15 protein-coding genes and 1 pseudogene are annotated in these 20,260 nt (G+C 35.3%); 6 read left to right on the forward strand and 10 right to left on the reverse strand.

The window, feature by feature from the left end:
- Positions 1 to 376: pseudogene (locus F6K15_RS23950) on the reverse strand (Uma2 family endonuclease); the annotation flags it as partial.
- A 501-nt stretch (positions 377 to 877) separates the two neighbouring features.
- Between F6K15_RS23950 and F6K15_RS23955 the strand changes: the two are divergent.
- A complete protein-coding gene (locus F6K15_RS23955; RefSeq protein WP_293065286.1) occupies positions 878 to 1,420 on the forward strand; it encodes a Uma2 family endonuclease in 543 nt (180 codons plus the stop codon).
- Positions 1,421 to 1,744: 324 nt separating this feature from the next.
- Here F6K15_RS23955 and F6K15_RS23960 read toward each other — a convergent pair whose 3' ends face one another.
- From F6K15_RS23960 to F6K15_RS23980, 5 genes are all read right to left on the reverse strand, one after another.
- Positions 1,745 to 2,332 (reverse strand): Uma2 family endonuclease, encoded by a 588-nt coding sequence (locus F6K15_RS23960; RefSeq protein WP_293065289.1) that lies wholly within the window; start codon positions 2,330 to 2,332, stop codon positions 1,745 to 1,747.
- Between the two features lie 268 nt (positions 2,333 to 2,600).
- On the reverse strand, positions 2,601 to 3,188 hold the full coding sequence (locus tag F6K15_RS23965) for a Uma2 family endonuclease (RefSeq protein ID WP_293065292.1): 588 nt from the start codon (positions 3,186 to 3,188) through the stop codon (positions 2,601 to 2,603).
- 134 nt (positions 3,189 to 3,322) lie between these two features.
- Positions 3,323 to 6,853, reverse strand: coding sequence for a tetratricopeptide repeat protein (locus F6K15_RS23970; RefSeq protein WP_293065295.1), 3,531 nt, complete (start codon positions 6,851 to 6,853; stop codon positions 3,323 to 3,325).
- Between the two features lie 135 nt (positions 6,854 to 6,988).
- Complete coding sequence (locus tag F6K15_RS23975; protein WP_293065298.1) at positions 6,989 to 7,384, reverse strand: hypothetical protein; 396 nt, start codon at positions 7,382 to 7,384, stop codon at positions 6,989 to 6,991.
- A gap of 298 nt (positions 7,385 to 7,682) precedes the next feature.
- Entirely contained in the window at positions 7,683 to 8,864 is a 1,182-nt protein-coding gene (locus F6K15_RS23980) for a tetratricopeptide repeat protein (RefSeq protein WP_293065300.1), read from the reverse strand.
- Positions 8,865 to 10,203: 1,339 nt separating this feature from the next.
- On the opposite strand from F6K15_RS23980, the gene F6K15_RS23985 reads away from it, so the two are divergent.
- From F6K15_RS23985 to F6K15_RS23995, 3 genes are all read left to right on the forward strand, one after another.
- Positions 10,204 to 11,169, forward strand: coding sequence for a glycosyltransferase family 2 protein (locus F6K15_RS23985; protein WP_293065303.1), 966 nt, complete (start codon positions 10,204 to 10,206; stop codon positions 11,167 to 11,169).
- 503 nt (positions 11,170 to 11,672) lie between these two features.
- Complete coding sequence (locus tag F6K15_RS23990) at positions 11,673 to 13,262, forward strand: hypothetical protein (RefSeq protein WP_293065373.1); 1,590 nt, start codon at positions 11,673 to 11,675, stop codon at positions 13,260 to 13,262.
- 761 nt (positions 13,263 to 14,023) lie between these two features.
- Positions 14,024 to 14,584, forward strand: coding sequence for a hypothetical protein (locus tag F6K15_RS23995; protein ID WP_293065305.1), 561 nt, complete (start codon positions 14,024 to 14,026; stop codon positions 14,582 to 14,584).
- A gap of 441 nt (positions 14,585 to 15,025) precedes the next feature.
- Here the strand turns inward: F6K15_RS23995 and F6K15_RS24000 are convergent, their stop codons facing one another.
- Complete coding sequence (locus tag F6K15_RS24000) at positions 15,026 to 15,550, reverse strand: phycobiliprotein lyase (RefSeq protein ID WP_293065308.1); 525 nt, start codon at positions 15,548 to 15,550, stop codon at positions 15,026 to 15,028.
- A gap of 48 nt (positions 15,551 to 15,598) precedes the next feature.
- On the opposite strand from F6K15_RS24000, the gene F6K15_RS24005 reads away from it, so the two are divergent.
- Both F6K15_RS24005 and F6K15_RS24010 read left to right on the forward strand, forming a co-directional pair.
- On the forward strand, positions 15,599 to 15,796 hold the full coding sequence (locus F6K15_RS24005) for a hypothetical protein (RefSeq protein ID WP_293065311.1): 198 nt from the start codon (positions 15,599 to 15,601) through the stop codon (positions 15,794 to 15,796).
- An 850-nt stretch (positions 15,797 to 16,646) separates the two neighbouring features.
- Complete coding sequence (locus tag F6K15_RS24010) at positions 16,647 to 18,467, forward strand: hypothetical protein (protein ID WP_293065313.1); 1,821 nt, start codon at positions 16,647 to 16,649, stop codon at positions 18,465 to 18,467.
- A 722-nt stretch (positions 18,468 to 19,189) separates the two neighbouring features.
- On the opposite strand, the gene F6K15_RS24015 is transcribed toward F6K15_RS24010, so the two are convergent.
- The 3 genes from F6K15_RS24015 to F6K15_RS24025 form a co-directional block, all read right to left on the reverse strand.
- Positions 19,190 to 19,387 carry a hypothetical protein gene (locus F6K15_RS24015; RefSeq protein WP_293065316.1) on the reverse strand — a complete coding sequence of 66 codons (198 nt, stop codon included), beginning with the start codon at positions 19,385 to 19,387 and terminating at the stop codon, positions 19,190 to 19,192.
- Positions 19,388 to 19,406: 19 nt separating this feature from the next.
- Positions 19,407 to 19,673, reverse strand: coding sequence for a hypothetical protein (locus F6K15_RS24020; protein ID WP_293065317.1), 267 nt, complete (start codon positions 19,671 to 19,673; stop codon positions 19,407 to 19,409).
- A 349-nt stretch (positions 19,674 to 20,022) separates the two neighbouring features.
- The gene (locus tag F6K15_RS24025) at positions 20,023 to 20,217 is read right to left on the reverse strand and encodes a hypothetical protein (protein WP_293065319.1); all 195 of its coding nucleotides are present in this window, start codon (positions 20,215 to 20,217) and stop codon (positions 20,023 to 20,025) included.
- Positions 20,218 to 20,260 lie beyond the last annotated feature (43 nt).

Here is a 20,260-nt window from a genome sequence, read left to right on the forward strand (position 1 = left end):
ACTGACTAACTAATACATATTCTTGTAAACTTGTAGCCGTTTGATAATCGGTAAATTTGCCTCCTCTATCAAATTTAGCTGTGCTTGGAGACAAAATTTCTATGATTAAAAAAGGATAAAGAATAAAGTCTTCATTTGAACTTAAATCCCATTCATCATAAGTTACTACCAGATCGGGATAATAATAACAATTAGCTTCTTCTAGTCGAATTTTAATATCGGAATTAAGTACAAGACAGTCATTATCCAGAAGATAATTCCCTAATAATGCGCCTAAATTACTAGCAATAATAACATGGGGTAAAGAAACCCCTACTCTTGCATAAATTTTGCCTCGTCTATACTCATGTTTAATCGGACTTTGTCGCTCTCCAGCTAAATAGTCTTCTGGAGAAACATAGAATTAATTTTGGTTAGCTATCATTGGGTTTTAGTTTGCTATTTAGACTGTTATATTATATGATTTTAGCTATGTTTAATAAACAAAATTGGGCGTTGCTGAATTGAAGTATGAATGCGCGATTTTTTGGTTATGGTCAAGCCCCCGCGCATCCCCCATCGTTCAAAAGCGCAGCAACATCTGGCTTCCCCCTTTCCAAGGGGGACGGGAGGGGGATAAAAAGGGGGATTTTAGACTTTTATTCCCCCCCAAAATTGGGGGGCTAGGGGGGCAAAATCATACCCAGAATCACAACGCCAAAATTGATAATTAGAGATAGTTTTCATTATCCATTAATTATGATTGCAATTAAAAATTATCAATATATTACCGAAAAATTGTGCTCTAAAGCCTCGCCCTTTTAAGGGGAGAAAAAGAGAGAATACTCCTTATGCCAAGCCTCCTTATTCCACGAGGTACTGATAACTGATAACTGAAATGACTCCCCAAGAATATTTGGAATGGGAAGAAAAACAACCGATTAAATATGAATATATTGACGGTGAAATTATAGCCATGACTGGGGGTACTATTCCTCACAGTGAGATTATTGCTAATCTGACAACAGCATTAAAAAATCATTTGCGCGGGAAAGGTTGTAAAGTCTTAGTGGCAGATGCAAAAGTGGAAATATCTGAACAAGGACCATTTTTTTATCCTGATGTAATGGTCAGTTGTGATGAACGAGATAAAAAGGCAACAAAAGTGATTAAATATCCTTGTTTAATTATTGAGGTTTTATCTCCAGGAACAGAATCTTTTGACAGAGGAAAAAAGTTTCAAAATTATCGTCGCATTTCTACTTTGAAAGAATATGTTTTGGTGAGTGCTAATGAAATGATGGTTGAATGTTTTCGGTTGAATGAAAAGGGAGTTTGGGAGTTTTATTCTTATTTGGAAGGGGATAATATTGAGTTGAAAAGTGTTAATTTGAGTTTTCCTATAGATTTAATTTATGAGGATGTGTTTTTAGGGGAATAATTGTCAGAAAAGTTAGCGATCGCCAATTTGAGTTATCAGTTAATCAAGCGTAGGTTGGGTTGAGGAACGTTAGCGCCAGCTTATCCGTTAGGATAAACCCAACAATAGGGTTTACTGAAAAAAGCAGAGTGTGGGAAGAGGAGAAAGCCAAAGTGATCCCCTATTTCCCTTAGAGAAAATTGATTTTAAATTACCATTATTCAACTATTCTCTAAAGATGATTTCTCCATCTCTGATATTATTTGCAAACTTATTTCATCAGATAAATATTCTTAATAAATAATACAGTCATATTGAGATGACTTTAGCTATTAGCTTAGGATTTTAATCCTTGTCTATCTTGGCTATACCAGGAACTTTTTGATAGATTAATTCAATCTGACAATTAAAATTTACACTAGCAAAATTAACTTTTTCTCCCCTGCTATAAGTTTGAGAAATCCAAATTCCTTGTTCATTTTTCCGAAAACATTCTACTCTCATCTCAGACTGACTAACTAATACATATTCTTGTAAACTTGTAGCCGTTTGATAATCGGTAAATTTGCCTCCTCTATCAAATTTAGCTGTGCTTGGAGACAAAATTTCTATGATTAAAAAAGGATAAAGAATAAAATCTTCAGGTGAACTTAAATCTCTTTCATCACAAGTTACTGCTATATCAGGATAATAATAACAGTTAGCTTCTTCTAGTCGAACTTTAATATCCAAAGGAAGTACAAAACAGTCATTATCGCGCAGATGAATATTTAGTTCTGTTACTAAATTACTAGCAATAAGAATGTGGGGTTTCTTTGCCCCTACCATTGCATAAATTTGGCCTTGTCTATACTCATGTTTAATCGGACTTTGTTGTTCTCCTGCTAAATAGTCTTCTGGAGAAACATAGAATTGATTTTGGTTAGCTATCATTGGGTTTTTCTCTGCTATTTTTACTGTTATATTATATCATAACTATAGTTGGAAAGAGCGATCACCTCTGAATAAGGAGTCAGGAGGGAAGAGTTGGCGATCGCCTATTTCCCTCAGAGAAAATTGATTTTAAATTACCATTATTCAACTATTCTCTAAAGATGATTTCTCCATCTCTGATATTATTTGCAAACTTATTTCATCAGATAAATATTCTTAATAAATAATACAGTCATATTGAGATGACTTTAGCTATTAGCTTAGGATTTTAATCCTTATCTATCTTGGCTATACCAGGAACTTTTTGATAGATTAATTCAATCTGGCAATTAAAATCTACACTGGCAAAATTGACTTTTTCTCCCCTGCTATAAGTTTGAGAAATCCAAATTCCTTGTTCGTTTTTACGAAAACATTCTATAGTCATCTCAGACTGACTAACTAATACATATTCTTGTAAACTTGTAGCTGTTTGATAATCGGTAAATTTGCCTCCTCTATCAAATTTAGCTGTGCTTGGAGATAAAATTTCTATGATTAAAGACGGATAACGAATAAAGTCTTCAGTTGAACTTAAATCCCGTTCATCACAAGTTACTGCTACATCAGGATAATAATAACAATTAGCTTCTTCTAGTCGAACTTTAATATCCAAAGGAAGTACAAGACAGTCATTATCAAGAAGATGATTGCCTAATAATCTGTCTAAATTATGAGTAATAACAATGTGGGGTTTCTTTGCCCCTACCATTGCATAAATTTTGCCTCGTCTATACTCATGTTTAATCGGACTTTGTCGCTCTCCTGCTAAATAGTCTTCTGGAGAAACATAGAATTGATTTTGGTTAGCTATCATTGGGTTTGACTCTGCTATTTTTACTGTTATATTATATCATAACTATAGTTGAAAAGAGCGATCATCTCTTCATCAGGAGTCAGGAGGGAAGGGTTGAAAATCGCCTATTTACCTCAGAGAAAATTGATTTGAAATCACCTAATTCCAATAATCTTCTCAAGATGATTTCTCCATTTCTGATATAGTCTGCAAATTTCTTTCATCAGATAATTCCTCTTGTCAGTTTTCCCTGAGAACTTGCTTAAAAAATATTGATAGTTTCTCTGAACAGTTTGAGTATTGGGATGCTCTTCTCCTAGCAGTTGCTTTGTAATTTCTAAAGCTTCCAAGAACAAAAATTCTGCTTCTGTGTATCGCCTTTGGTTAGAGTAGAGTAGTGCCAGATTATTGAGACTTCTGGCAACATCAGGATGTGAAGAGCCTAGCAGTTGCTTTGTTATCTCCAATGCTTCTAGAAACAAAGGTTCTGCTTCTGTGTATCGCCCTTGGGAGTTGTATAGTTGTGCCAGATTGTTGAGACTTGTAGCAACATCAGGATGTGAAGAGCCTAGCAGTTGCTTATACATCCCCAGTGCTTCTAAATACAAAGGTTCTGTCTCTGTGTATCGCCTTTGGTTAAAGTAGAGTAGTGCCAGATTGTTGAGAATGGTGGCAATAAGAGGATGTGAAGAGCCTGGCAGTTGCTTTGTTATCTCCAATGCTTCTAGAAACAAAGGTTCTGCTTCTGTGTATCGCCTTTGGTTAAAGTAGAGTAGTGCCAGATTGTTGAGACTTGTAGCAACATCAGGATGTGAAGAGCCTAGCAGTTGCTTTGTTATCTCCAATGCTTCTAAATACAAAGGTTCTGCTTCTGTGTATCGCCCTTGGGAGTTGTATAGTTGTGCCAGATTGTTGAGACTTGTAGCAACAGATGGATGTGAAGAGCCTAGCAGTTGCTTATACATCCCCAGTGCTTCTAAATACAAAGGTTCTGTCTCTGTGTATCGCCCTTGGGAGTTGTATAGTTGTGCCAGATTGTTGAGAATGGTGGCAATAAGAGGATGTGAAGAGCCTGGCAGTTGCTTATACATCCCCAGTGCTTCTAAATACAAAGGTTCTGCTTCTGTGTATCGCCTTTGGTTAAAGTAGAGTAGTGCCAGATTATTGAGACTTCTGGCAATATCAGGATGTGAAGAGCCTAGCAGTTGCTTTGTTATCTCCAATGCTTCTAGAAACAAAGGTTCTGCTTCTGTGTATCGCCCTTGAGAGTTGTATAGTTGTGCCAGATTATTGAGACTTGTAGCAACATCAGGATGTGAAGAGCCTAGCAATTTCTTATACATCTCCAATGCTTCTAAGTACAAAGGTTCTGCTTCTGTGTATCGCCCTTGGTTAGAGTAGAGACTTGCCAGATTGTTGAGACTCATGGCAACATCAGGATGTGAAGAGCCTAGCAATTGCTTTCTCATCTCCAATGCTTCTAAATACAAAGGTTCTGCTTCTGTGTATTGCCCTTGGTTAGAGTAGAGACTTGCCAGATTGTTGAGACTCATGGCAACATCAGGATGTGAAGAGCCTAGCAATTGCTTATACATCTCCAGTGCTTCTAAATACAAAGGTTCTGCTTCTGTGTATTGCCCTTGAAAGTAATATAATTGTGCCAGATTGTTGAGACTCATGGCAACATCAGGATGTGAAGAGCCTAGCAATTGCTTTCTCATCTCCAATGCTTCTAAGTACAAAGGTTCTGCTTCTGTGTATCGCCCTTGGGAATTGTAGAGATTTGCCAGATTGTTGAGACTTGTAGCAACAGATGGATGTGAAGAGCCTAGCAATTGCTTATACATCTCCAATGCTTCTAGGAACAAAGGTTCTGCTTCTGTGTATCGCCCTTGGGAGTTGTAGAGATTTGCCAGATTGTTGAGACTTGTAGCAACAGATGGATGTGAAGAGCCTAGCAATTGCTTATACATCTCCAATGCTTCTAGGAACAAAGGTTCTGCTTCTGTGTATCGCCCTTGGGAGTTGTAGAGTTGTGCCAGATTGTTGATACTGGTGGCAACAGATGGGTGTGAAGAGCCTAGCAATTGCTTTCTCATCTCCAGTGCTTCTAAATACAAAGGTTCTGCTTCTGTATATCGCCCTTGGAAGTTGTAGAGATTTGCCAGATTGTTGATACTGGTGGCAACATCAGTATGCTCAACTCCCAAACGACTGCGAGTAATATCCAAGCATTGCTTATGCCAAGATTCGGCTAGTCCATATAACCCTTGACCTGCATAAAATCTGCCAAGGCGGGCGAACAGCCAGACCAAATCTTCATCCCCAACCGACTGTTGCATCTCAGTTGCTGTCTCAGCCAAGTGAGGAATAGACAAGGTTAGTTCTTCTATCTCTGCTTTTACTGGAGTCTCAGGAATTTTTTCTGCTTCCACCAGAATACCCCAACAAAACTGATACCTCAACTCATCCACTTCTTCCATCTTCTCCAACTTGTCTAGGAAATATCGACGTACCAATTGATGTAATTGATAAGTTTCCTCCGCAGTCTGTTGAATCAAGTTTAAATCTAACAAACTATCTTCCCTAACATCCTCCCAAGCACTTATAATTTCCTCCTCCTGACTTTCACCTCCAGACAAACACTGTTCCACTAAACTCCAAGGTATAGGAGCTAAAGCAAACATACTCAAGAAACAACCCAAATACCTAGCTCTCTCATCCAACTCCCGCCAACTTAATTCCAAAGCAGCTTTCACTCCTCTTTCCGCCGTCATTTCTCCCGATCGCTTCTGTAGCGCAGGCAAATCTAAAGCTTGTTTCTCCAACTCCCGTATCATTCTTTCCAACTTCCACCCAGATCGCCTCTTGAGAAAACGTCCCACCAATTCCAACCCCAAAGGTAAATATCCCAACCACTCACAGAGTTGTTTTGCCTCTTCTCTTTGCTCTGCCACGCGAGACTCACCAATTAACGTCGCCAACAACTCCAAGGCAGCACCCTCATCCAATACTTCCAAACGCAAATTTTCAAATGATTCTGACAACCAATATCTGCGGGTAGTAATTAGCAATTTGAAACGTTTTTCCTGTGGGGGTAAATAACCTTCAATTTCCTCATACTTATCCACATCATCCAAAATAATAAGAACATCTCCCGCAGGTTGCCAGTTTGACCAACAGTAGTCAAGATACTGTTTCAAAGTCCAATCTTCTGCCGGAAATAGCCCTAGTTGAGTCTCGGCAAAATCTAATAACTGTTCTACAACACTCCTTTCCCGAACCCCTACCCAGCAAATGCCACCAGGATAAGTCAACTCCTTTTTAGATAAGAGAGCGTACTGGAGTGCCAATTCTGTCTTGCCTACTCCTGCCATCCCCGTGACTACTGCGGTGATAGAAACTCGCTCTTTTTCCTGAAGTTGGTCATGTAAAGTTTTGAGGTCTCCATCTCTACCGACAAATTTGACAGCACCAGTGCGTAGTTTATTCAGATTATTAGGAAAATTTGCTGGCTTCCCCTTCCTTGGCAGTCCTTTTGTTTTTGTGTCAAAATAATTAGTTTCATTTATTGTATGAGCAGACTTGAAGTGTTCAATTTTTCCCTTATTGACACCTACACCAATACCTACACCATAATTTTTATTGATATCAACAACCTTTTTATCTCCAGTATTTTCTGACATATTTGTATCTGTTTTAATTTAGAATTTGGCATTTTTAGGACTTACGCATAACCACCAAAGATAGTAAGAGTTAACGGCCGTTAACCCCTACAAATGATCTATAATTTCATCTCATCTTTTGAGTAAGTCCTGATTTTATTTAATTTGTTTATTCTTTTGCCAATCTTCCAACGCTCCAATAATAAAACTACTAGCAGGGTGATTAAGTAATTGTTCAACAGCAGCAACTCCACCAGCTTTTATAGCATTAAATATTCTTTCTGCCTTAGTTGGATTATTATCAATTTGTGTAATTACTTCCGTAGCAATTTTCATTCTACCCGCCGTTGTATCCGATTGATAAGTTTCATCTAGTTGCTCTAGTATTTCTTGAATATCTTTTGCTGCTTCTGCTAAATTTTGCTGCTGAAATTCATTAATGGTATGAGCAGACTTGAAGTTGTCAATTTTTCCAATGTTGGTACCTACACCAATACCTACACCATGATTTTCATTGATATCAACAACTTTATCTCCAGTATTTTCTGACATATTTGTATCTCCTGAATTAGTATTTTAATTATTTCCAAAAAATATATTGTGATTTAAGTTTAACGCAACAAAAAGTTAAAAATAAAAAGAAAGATTTTAGAGGTTTCAAACCTCAACTGAGACGTTCAAAACCTCAACAGCGCAACAACAACTAAATTAATAATGCGTTACCGAATAATTAAGGTTTAAAACCTCTCCTTTAAAGCAGAAAAAAGACAAAATTTCCCTTAAGCGTCAATCCTCTTTTTTTCAAGGAGAAGTAATTATTAATTATTAATTATTAATTATTAATTGTTGCTCAACCTACCTTTCTCAAATTCTGTTCATTGTAAACCATACCTAAATTATTGAAAATTATTTCCCAGTAGAGAGGATAACTTTCCTTAGTATAAACCTCTTGCGCTCTAACAAAACAAGCGATCGCCTGTTCGAGATTATCTTGTCTATCTCCTGTTATCCTGTCGAGATAAGCATTTCCCAGATTATTTTGAGTAGTTGCCCAGTCTGTAGGAAACTGTTCGCGAGTACGTACTTTGAGAGCTAAATTATAACAAGCGATCGCCTGTTCAATATTTTCCTGTTGCTCTCCTGCCATACGATCGTGGTAAGCGCTACCCAAATTATTTTGAATACTCGCCCATTCTTGAGGTAGCTGTTCTAGAGTTCTGACTTTTAAAGCTTTCTGATAACAATTAATCGCATTCTCTAAGTTTTCTATTCTTTTCCCCATGCTACGTTGTTGATAGGCATTACCAAGATTATTCTGAGTGCTTGCCCATGCTTCAGGTAATGTAGAGTAAGTCCTAACTTGAAGTGCTTGATAATAGCAAGCGATCGCCAATTCTATATTTTCTTCTGGGTTTCCGACAGTGCGTTTGTGGTAGCTAGTACCCAAATTATTTTGGATAGTTGACCAAGTTATGGGAAATTGTTGACGGGGTAAAACTTGTAGAGCATTTTCATAGCCTGCAATTGCTATTTCTACATTATTACTTTGATTACCAAAAGGAAACTGTAAAATCAGATTACTGAAATTAACAATATCTAGAGCAATACTTTGTGCTAATTGAGGTTCCATTTTTTGGAGATTTTCTCCAGGCCAAGTTCGTAGAACTGTGACGAAATTTTGATTCAGCTTATCTTGATTATATTCTAGTACAGAATACACCATCTCAGGTTTTTCTTCATTCTCTGAGATTACTTGTAAAATTTGCATGAGGAAATTTCGATATATTTCCTTATTTACAGGTTGAGAAGCATATTCTAAGTTAGTCTCTAACATTATCGCCAAATTTTGCAACCATTGAGCATTCAAATTACCCATTTTGTTGTTCATTTGTGCTATTTGTTTCATTACTTGAACTAATTTATGGTCTATCAAGTTTTGATTAGCTTGCAAAATTTTATTTTCATCACCATTAGGGCAAACTAATAAAGATTGAACGAGACCAACATAACTAGAAATATTTTGTTGATTCATGATTTTTTCCTCAGAGTTTTTTTATAGACACAATTACCTTGGTCTAGTAGACATATTGTTTCTCTATTTGAAATAAATGCTTACCCTGATGAAAAATTTTTAACTAATTGAAATATTAATCATTATTGTAGCATCCTAATTTTATTTGTAAACATAATATTTAAAGAAAAAATGCCACAAAGAATATAAAGATTTGCTGTAGAGAAAAAACTACATTTTTATTTGCTCATTTCTAGAGGAATTTGAGAACTCAAAATTTTGCCCTTACCATTTTTTGATTAAGCTGTGTTTAATATTTTATTAAACATTATTGTAGGGTAAGTTAAGTAGAAATATTTTTCCACAATACAATTATGAGTTCAAAATTAGCCAATTTTTAGGAAAATTTCATACCTCAATATTTAACCTTATTTATGTATACTTCTTTTGAAGGCACATTGTTTCCGTAAAATTTTCAATTTAGAACCAAAAAATTTGAATCAAGTTGATTAATTTTTGTTTTAGGCAGCAGGGAACAGGGAAAAGTCAGGACTGTTTCATTCTCGATAGACACGGGGACGCGGGGACGCAGAGACACGGGGACGCAGAGACACGGGGACAGAGGCTTTTAATTTGTGATTAAAAATGGACTTTTGACCCAAAGAAATAGAACTGCCCATATCTGATTTTTTTTCTCCTTGCTGATGAGAGGCTTTAAACCTTTGGGAATTAATTATCAATTATCAATTGTTAATTATCCATTGTAATTGTACCTGTATCTTTCTGTGTTTGTCTGCCCAAAGTCCTAACTTTTTGGTCACTCAACCTGAAAAGTAGGCACTTTTTTTCGCTCCAAAAAGGCACTTGCTTTTATATATCAGTACTTTTAGATTAGATTCGGTAAACCCTAATCTATATTCAACTTGGCCAATATTATCAAAGTTATTGCTATTGCCACAGTAATTCATACTTTAGAGACAAAGTGATGATAATCTATTGCAAAACGCTATATTTGATGGCCAGTTGCTCTTAACAACCTTTTACCGAATAATTAAGGTTTAAAGCCTCTCGTTTAAAGGAGAAACAGTAGTCGTGAGCAGAGTTTCCCGTAGGGTGGGATGCTGAGGAAACCTAGTGCAGAATGGCGGAAATAACTGACCAGTTACAAAACCCTAAAATCCTTACCAATCAATACTTCTGACTTCTGACTTCTGACTTCTGACTTCCGCGTAGCGGCACTAGCCATATCCAATAGACCAAGAGAAGAAAAAACTTTCCTTTGAGTCAATTCTCTGTTTGAAAAGAAGAGGTAATTGTAAATTATTAATTATTAATTATTAATTATTGAAATATCCATCTAATGACAAAATTAATTATTCAAATTCCTTGTTACAACGAAGAAGAGTCTTTAGGAGTAACTCTTGCTGCTTTGCCCAGACAGTTAGTAGGAGTAGACATTATCGAATGGTTAATCATCAATGATGGTAGTCAAGATCGAACAGTTGAAGTTGCTAAAGAATATGGGGTAGACCATATTGTGAATTTCCCCACTAACCAAGGTTTAGCAAAAGCATTTATGGCAGGTCTAGAAGCTAGTCTAAAAGCAGGGGCAGATATTATTGTAAATACTGATGCTGATAATCAATATTGTGCCGATGATATCCCTTACTTAATTCAACCTATTATTTGGGATCAGGCAGAAATTGTAGTTGGAGAGAGACCAATTTGGCAAACTAAACACTTTTCTCGTAGTAAAAAACTACTACAAAAATTAGGCAGTTGGGTAGTAAGAATAGCTAGTAATACAAATATTCCTGATGCACCTAGTGGGTTTCGTGCTTTTAGTCGAGAAGCTGCTATACAACTTAATGTTTTTAATGCTTATACTTACACCCTAGAAACAATTATTCAAGCAGGGCAAAAAGGTATGGCAATAACATCTGTTCCCATCAGAACAAATAATGTATTACGACCTTCCCGACTGGTAAGAAGTACCCCTACTTATGTGTTGCGATCGCTCTTTACTATCCTCAGAATTTTTCTGCTTTACAAACCCCTACGTTTTTTTCTAATGTTAGGAAGTATACCATTTAGTTTTGGGGTAATTTCTGGTATCCGTTGGTTATTTTTCTTTTTTAGTGGATATGAAAAAACTAGGGTTCCAACTTTGATTTTAGCAACAATTTTAATCTTAGTCGGATTTCAATTATGGTTATTAGGTTTAATAGCAGATTTAATGGCAGCAAATCGCAGAATTATGGAAGAAATTCAGGTAAGAATGCGAAAGCAAGATTTTCAAAAGAAGGAAGAGTTTCACAATGAATAATGAATAATTAATAATTAATAATTAACAGTTACTTTTTCTTTAAAACAAGAGGATTGATTCAAATGTTTTTTTCTTGTTTTCTCATTTTAAGGGAGAGAGTTTAAAGCTTAATTCTTCGGTAAAAATAATAAATACTCGCTAAGTATAGCTCTTATTAGGTTGGTGAAATATAGTAAAACATGATAATAAATTAAATTTTATTTTTAATCCCGCTCAAATTAACTTTTATTCAAACAAATAACTTAGACATATACATAAAATAAACTTTCCCTTTTTTTACTATAAACTAGAGTTGTAAAAGTCATTCAAAAAATAATTTTTCATGTTTTTCCCCTAAAAACATATTCCCTATTCCCTGTTCCCTATTCCCTACTTTATAAAGTAGTAAAAATATAACTATGCAAGATTATCACTCATCTACAACTAGTCAAACCGATCTATTAAAGAAAGAATCTAATTTATCCTCTAATAAAAATACTATAACTGACACTGAAAAAGAACAGATGAGAGATTTATTTGCTAGAGAAGCACTCGCTCAAATCCCAAAAATATTGACCTTACTAGACCGCAATTATCATAGTCCTACCTATGGTTGTTTCGACCGCAATTTTTGGCATTACAAAATTATAGATTTTCCTAGTGGCATGGCTCAAGAATTCGTCTTACCTTTAGCCTTAGCCTATAGCTTAGATATTCCTAATAATCAATTTTATTTGCAAGAAATGATATATAAATGGGCAGAAGCAGGCATCTTATATGCTGCCCACACTGCTCACCCTGATGGTTCTTGTGATGATTATTTCCCTTTTGAAAGAGCTAGTGGAGCAACAGCTTTTTCCTTATTAGCTAGTATTGAAAGTTATCAAATATTAGGATTAAATAACTATGAAGTACTCAGTTTTTTTGAAAAACGAACAGATTGGTTAGTAAATCATTATGAAAGTGGCAATTTAGCTAACCATGAAGCATTAATTGTATTGTCTTTAGAGTTGTTGAGTAAACTATTAGAAACCTCAAAATGGGAGAAAACTAAAGCAGCTCGTCTGGAAAGATTATTAAGTTGGCAGAGTCAGGAAGGATGGTTTACAGAATACTCTGGTTTTGACCCTGGTTATCATACTTTAACTATATCTTGTTTAGCCAGAATTTATGAATTAAACCCCAGTGAAAAACTCAAAAATTCTATTACTACAGCAGTAGAATTAGCCGCTCAATTTATTCATCCTGATGGTTCCTTCGGAGGAGAATATGCTAGTCGCAATACCTATAACTTTTTTCCCCACGGATTTGAATTAATAGGTAAATGGTTGCCTGCTGCTTTGTCTATTAACGACCAATTTTTAGTAGGCTTAAAAAATGGTCTAGCTCCTTGTTATGCTGACGATCATATTATTGGTCATCATACCTGGAATTATTTCTTAGCATGGCGAGATTTTATTACAGAAAGACCTACTGATGTGAATCGTGATATTGCTAGTCTTTGGTTAAAAGAAGCTCAAATTTTGATCAAACGCAGACCAGGAACAGAATTATATGTAAGTACGAAAAAAGGTGGTGTTTTTAAGCTATTTCGCGACCAAAAATTAGTTGTTTCTGATACTCATTTATCACTCCAAGTTAAAAAAAGGAATAAAATTTTAAATGCAGTTAGTCATTTAAGTGGTGATTATGATGTAAAAATATCTCAGGATGAATTGGTTATTTCTGGTAATATGGGTTGGGCGAAACAAACTCAAATGTCACCTTTTAAGTTAATCATTCTCAGGTTTGTTATGTTAACTTTTGGGCGTTTTTTCCCCAATTTGATTCGGAAAACATTACAAAAAATTCTGATTACTGGCAAACAAAATGCACCTTTCCACTTCACTCGCCACTTTAAGTATGAAGATGGAATTTGGTACATTACAGACGAACTTTTTGCTAAGTCTTGGTGGGATGTAATTAGTGCAGCTATTGCTTCTGACCAGACCTCTATTTATGTTGTAATGAGCCGCACTTTTCAAATTAATCAATTACAACCTTGGCATGATTTAACAACTGAGATTAAAAAACTTTCTCCCGGTCAACCTTTGAAAATTGAGCGCAAGTTTTAACTTGATTTATTCTTACTTATATAAATCTCATAAAATCTTGCTACAATGAATAAATAAGAAATAGAGAGGGGTAAAAAATCCATAATAATATGGCACAGGTAACAGAGAAGAAAAAGTTTTTTGATAGCTAATTAAATGACCATAAAATGACATATTTAAAGTGAAATAGTATTAGTGAGAGAAAAAAATGTTTTTAACTTTTAACATTTGTGATATTATATGTGAGTAATTTAGCATTTTGAGCGGTAGTACCCAATTAATATTATGTTTGCTTAAATACCTAATAAGTATAAATTCAAGATAGGTACTTATAAGGATAAGGAGAATTGTCTCCGTTTCATATAAGTCAAAACTCAAAAATCTTATATTTGATCGCTCATGCGTTGATTAGGAGATAATATGATACTAATTATCAATCTTGCTCATAATATGAGAAAGTAAATTAACTAGCTATCAGCTTGGACGTTCCTGAATGCTCCGCAAACAGCATTTAGCTGGAGCGCTGAAAATTCAAGGGTTTAAGTCCTCCACTATATTTGAAAAATTAGTGGTGCGCTTTTTTGGGAGTTTGTAGACGCGGAGCGGCTTCTCTTGAGTATCCCCCATTATACACCTTGAGAAGCTGATTGCTGATTGATGATTGCTGAGTACTACTTCAATAACTTCTTTCACTCTATTTGTTTCCCATTCTCCACTCTTATTGAATATCTCTCAATAATTCAGAAAAATGGTATTATCTATTAGCAAAAAATCAAAGGCCAATGACAGAACAGTCATCAATATCTGCTTTAGCAGAGGCTCTATTAAACAAGTATGATTTTGACCTCGCCGATGAGACTTCTAAGCAACTTATTACTCGTTGGCACAATAAGTATAAAATAGAGTGGCTTTCCTTAGCAGTGGTTGAGGCACTATATCTTGGACGTTACAAAGCTGTCTGTGTTGAGCAAATATTGACACAATGGGAACGTCGTGGTCAACCTGTCTATCATTTCAATTCTGAATTTCAAAATATTATTACTAAAAATATTCTCACAAATTTAACATCTCAGATAGATATTCAATATTTACCACCAGAGACACCTCCTAGTTTATCTGAACCCAAACCTCCTGAGTATTCTACATCTACATCAGTCCATCCATCCTCAAACCCCTTCAAGGCAAGCTCAAAAAATACAGCTCAAGACTTAGTAGAGCATATCCCAGTACAAACAAATCAGTCTAAGATTAAACACACTGATTTTTATACTAAACTAAAAGCATTTATCAAAAATAGTCAAGCATCGCGATCGAATCAGAGCAAACCCGATCAAGTTAAATAGACAGAAGCATCGCAGAAAATAGAAAGTACAGAAGAGTAATTGGAAATAGGTTAATACTTGCTACAGATGATTGATGAGAAGATGGAGATGACGAAGATGGGGAGATGGGGAGATGGGGAGATGGGGAGATTGGTATATTTGCACAATTTTTTGTATTTCATATAACTAATTAAACGGACATGATATAACATTTAGGGTGAGTTTATCAAGTAATATCATGTCCGGTAGCATCGGAGCGTGTATAGAATTAAGTCACAATTGGAAAAAACCCTTTCCTAGGTCATGCTACGCAAACAACATAGCTGCCCTCTGCCCTCTGCCTTCCTTCGACCAAAGTATAAGTATTCAAGCGGACATGATATAAGATACAGCAATAACTCACCCCTGCAGATTCTTCTTTGCAGATGTTTTCTGGCGATCGAGCAACCAATGCGATGCAGTTTATTTTTTTACACGGCGAATTTCTGAGCAAAAAGAAGCCAAAGTAAAACCTAATGGTCTTTTAACTACACTGGTGCGTAACCGTAAATTAGGCATCAGATACCAGAAACGTTCCTCTGCATATAAATCTTCCGACTCAGTAACCAATGTTAAAACATCATCACTTCCCATAATATATCGACCACTGATATTTGCATTCTCACCATTTCCTTTACTTTGTAATAATCTTCCTTGCTGGGGGTCGTCAGAATTAGGAATAACTATCAACATTGTTGCACCTACATCTTTCACTTGCTCTCGGTTGATAGTACCATTCCAGTTAATCTGCACCCCTAGTAATTGAGCTACACTTGGGTCAGTTTGATGTTGTTCGCACAACTTGATTACTGTGGGGTTTGTCTTTTCTAGTATCTCAACATTTACTTCTGATTTGCCTGCTTGCAACTCCCCGGAAACTAAATTGTGAATTGTGCGTTGGGAAAACCATTCACCTGCACTCAATTGCAAAAATTCGATAATGTCCATTAACTTGCTAATAGTATTAATTCTGAATCAATACTATTGTTGCACTGATTGGCACATAAGGCACTTATAGCAGAAGGAAGAAGGAAGAAGGAAGAAGGAAGAAGGAAGAAAGAAGAAGGAAGAAGGAAGAAAGAAGAAGGAAAAATCTTGTGTTGTCTGAGTTTTACGCTTTTGATCTGTCCGCGTCCTTTCCTTCGACTGCTATATTTAGCCTCTAGTAGCTTTTCTCTATTGAATGATTTATAATACAAAAATCAAAAATAAAATCAATTATTATCCAGAAATTATCAATTACTTCTAAATGAGGTATTAGGCTATTAGAGTTAGAAAGTAATATTTTAATTATTAACGTGAACATTGTACTACTCATAAAATTAAATAATCATGTATAATAGAGTTGATTTATATTTTTTTTTATGTTACTAATTTTCATCTAAAAGTTGATTTTCAGAAATAAAGATAATAGCGATCGCATATCTTCAGAAGAACCATATAATCGTAAAAAAATTATTTCGCTAGCTAAATTAGCCACAATAGACATAGGGATTAAAAATAATGTAGAGGTATTCCATAAAATATCCCTACAAAGATTAAATCGAAGGTTAATTGATTGGCTTGCGGTGTCTAATTACAAAAACTTGAATCTAGAGCAAATATAGCAGATTATACCATTTATGAATAGTAATGCTATGTTTGATTACCATCTCACTACTCCCTATCTCCTCATTAAAAAGATATATAGCAAACTTTTTGAGATTTGGTATTAGGTAGTATATAAGGTACAAATATTAACGATAAAGTGTGGGTATCTTGCCCACCCACAGATGTAACTCACTGAGATGAAACATCCTGTAATTTTTATTATCGTAAATATATCTGTTTTTTTGAGGAGGTAAAAAAAATAAAAAATCAAACTATAGCTCGATCCCAGCAACAATAGATGAATTAAAAAAGAGAATTTAATTGGACTAAAAAACCATAATTGTGACGATAACTATTTTCAAAAATATCAAATTGTGGTAAGTATAGAGGTTAAGCTATGCTATTAAAATTATTACATATCACTAAATATGGTATAAGTCAAGGGTACTAAACTATGCTCATAGAGATATTAACCCTTTTTGCGGGTGCAGGACTTGAACAAGCAACCAGTGTCACATGGCATTGGGTAAGTAAGTGGGCAGCAAAAAAAGCTGATGAAAAGAATCAGGTAATACAGACAGCATTAGTAACTTCATATTGTAAGGCTTTACAGGTAATTCGTAAAGAATCTCAACAACTACCCCAATGGAAGCAAGATAAAGCTGAAATTGAAAGTAGACTAACAGAAATGGAGAAAGATGCACTAATGATACTAGATTTAGTGCAAACACACAAGCAAAGAATAACTCATCTACCTCAAGGTAGAGAAGAAGAAGCAATAGTAAAAGTCGTGATGTCTAGACTGCAAAGCAAAGATAAGTGGCTCAAACACGCTCCAAAAGAATTATTTGTGCTAGTGGAAACTAAATTAGTATCAATTACAGTCCATCAATTTCGCCACGAGCTGAGAACAGAAAGCACAGTGTTTCAAGCCTTAGTACACGATATGCTAGCAACAGCAGGTGAAGATATCAGTTGTCTTGTTGATGTCACCAACAAAATAGAGAAAAGAGTAGATAAATTTGTTGGTGACTACCGTCAAGATATAGACAAAATTATTTCTGGTATTGGTGGAGCTAATACTCACTTAGAACAGTTAATATTACTGTTGCGTAAACAGATGCAACAATGCCAGGTAATACCTGCTGACTTTGCTGCATTAATAGCAGATAAAACGGAAGGCTTTCTCGGACGAGGTTTTGTCTTCGATGCCATTGAAGATTTCATCCATAACCAATCTAAAGGATATTTTATCATCGAAGCAGACCCAGGAGTAGGCAAAAGTACAATCATTGCCGAATATGTACGTCGCACTGGTTGTGTTGCTTATTTCAACTTATTATCAGAAGGTAGAACTAGGGCTGAAGATTTTCTTAAAAGTATCTGTACCCAGTTAATTGAAGGCTATAATTTGCCTTATGAACTACCATTACATCCGGATAACACTAGCAATGGTAACTTTCTATCAAAACTACTAAACGAAATTAGTGCCCAACTAACACCAAGAGAAAAACTCATAATAGCAGTTGATGCTTTAGATGAAGTCGATTTAAGTAGTCAAAGTGGGGCAGCTAATGTGCTTTACTTACCAGCTAACTTACCCAATGGAGTTTATTTTCTGCTGACTAAGAGGTCTGACCCACTACCATTAGTCATTTCGGCACCGCAGAAAATTTTTGACTTAATGATTTATCCCAATGAAAGTCTAGAAGATATCAAACTATTTATTCGTCTGCGTACAAAGCGATCGGCAGTGAAGGAATGGATTAAACAAAGAGGCTTAACATTAGAAGAATTTGTCGAATCTATAGCCAACAATAGTGAAAATAATTTCATGTACTTAAAATATGTACTTGATGATATTGAGCAAGGCAACTATAGAGATATTAACTTAGAAAGTTTACCTCAAGGTTTAGAGAAATATTACGATCAACACTGGCATCGAATGAAAATGAATGTCAAACCATTGCCTGTTACTAAGTTAAAAGTCATATATTTCTTAACAAAAACTCGTAAACCAGTATCCTGCAGAATGTTAGCCAAATTTAGTGGAGAAATTTCCTTAATAGTTCAAGAAATCCTGGATGAGTGGGCACAATTTCTGCGAATTTATCAAACAGAAGGAAAACCAGTTTATAGCATATATCATGCTGCATTTCAAGACTTCCTCTACCGAAAAGATATTGTCCAAGAAGTAGAATCATTAATTGAAATCGAAAGTATGGAAAAACAAATCAAAAATAATTTGTTAGGAATGGTTTACAAAAATGCCTAAAAATTATGATTTGGAGCTGGAAGTCAGGATACACAAAAAGTGTAAATATTTTAGATTATTTTGTAGGGTTGGCAAGTTTTGATCTATTGCTCAATGTTTGCTTACCCTATGGGGTAGTCCTGCATAGTAATGGTATACAGGAACAAAGAATCTAGCACGGGAGCAAGATGCTCCCACTGGAATCACATACTGCAAAGCGTGGCGATCACTTTTATGCTATTATGGCAAATAGTTGCTGGGTTTTGTTCAAATTTAGGCAAGGAGTAACAAATGCAATTAGAAGATTATTTTGAGTTTCTGATCTCACGGGGTGACAAGCTAGTTGAAAGCTATATGTAGAGAAAATTTTGCGTTTTGAAACTGAAGAATACTTCCACATCAAGGGAACGCTGGCTTGAGAATAGATGGGGGGTGTGGTGCGTTCGCGGAGCGTTGCGTTACTCTGTAGCGCACCACACCCCCCATCCGTATTGAATAAAAGTTCAAGTAAAATCGCCAACAATATTAGAAAAAAAGTCACTCTTATTAATTTTAATTAATCATAAAAAATCAAAGATTGTACAGCGTATTAATCTTTAACATCGCTTTAATTACTTTTCGATAATAGGGTGATTTATGAGATTTTCACCTCATTAAGTTTTCTACCCATTCTTGGATGAAATCATCAGATAATGTCCAAGGAATGCCAGATAATCCAAGCCAAAAGCTACTGTTTCTTCTCTCTATCCTGCCTCTTTCATTCCTTCTTTATATATATTTTTGAATACCTTTATTTTTGATTTTCCCCCTTTAAATGAACTAATTGTGTAAGAAATAGCTATCAGTAAAATTAAATTATTTAATCTAGTTTCATTTGCTTTTGCACCTTCAAGATTGTAACCTCCACTTTGACAATCTTTGAACATGGCCTCAATTCCCATTCTTTGACTATATACTTTATTAATTTTCTGTATCGGAAGATAAATTACTAATAATGTACCAGGTTTCTAATATATTTTTCTGGTTTCTTTGGCGCTTTTTATATATCAATAAATTTCGGAGGCAAACTTGCTTGATTTGAGTTATTTTTTGATTTAATAATAATTTTTTTGAGCCGACATTTACTTTTAATTGTTGTACTTGATAATACTTAGTACCACCCTTGATTTGAGTTGTTTTTCTTTGTCTAAATGCAAAATATAGATGTTTTTGACGATAATTTTTCAACCAATATGATCAATGAATATTATGTTAGCGGAGCTTTGCGGAGCGCAAAACTCTCTATCTCCTACTAAAATTCGTTGATATTTCTTCAACAATCTTAACATAGGGCGAATTACTGCTTGTTGTTCTGTTTTGCTGGTAAATGTCGCGATCGCACATAAGATTATACTAGACTGTACGGTGTGATTTTGGGGGTACAGCGCTGCTCGCTCTGGTATTTACAGCTTCCAGCTCAAAGTGCCGTAAGCCAAAAGGTTTACAAAAAATAATGTCTAAATCTGCCAGAATACACTGCTATAGTTAGTCTAAACTCCAGTGATAAGGAACGAGAAACAATTACTTGACCTGCAAGTTATAATTCTTTTTGAATATGGAGTAATAATGTTGTTTTTCCACTGCCTACAATTCCTGATACTACAATTAATCCTCCTTGACTCAAATCTTGTTTAAGATTTTCAATCAGTTGAGTATTTTCTGGTGTTTCAAAGTAACCCAAATAATCAAATGTCTGTTTCAATTTAAAGAAGTTCATTACTTCACTGCGCATTTTGATGCTCCTGTGAAGTCTGAAAATATTCTCTAATTTTACC

Origin of the sequence: Okeania sp. SIO2B3, from assembly GCF_010672525.1 — a bacterium.
Lineage (GTDB): Bacteria > Cyanobacteriota > Cyanobacteriia > Cyanobacteriales > Microcoleaceae > Okeania.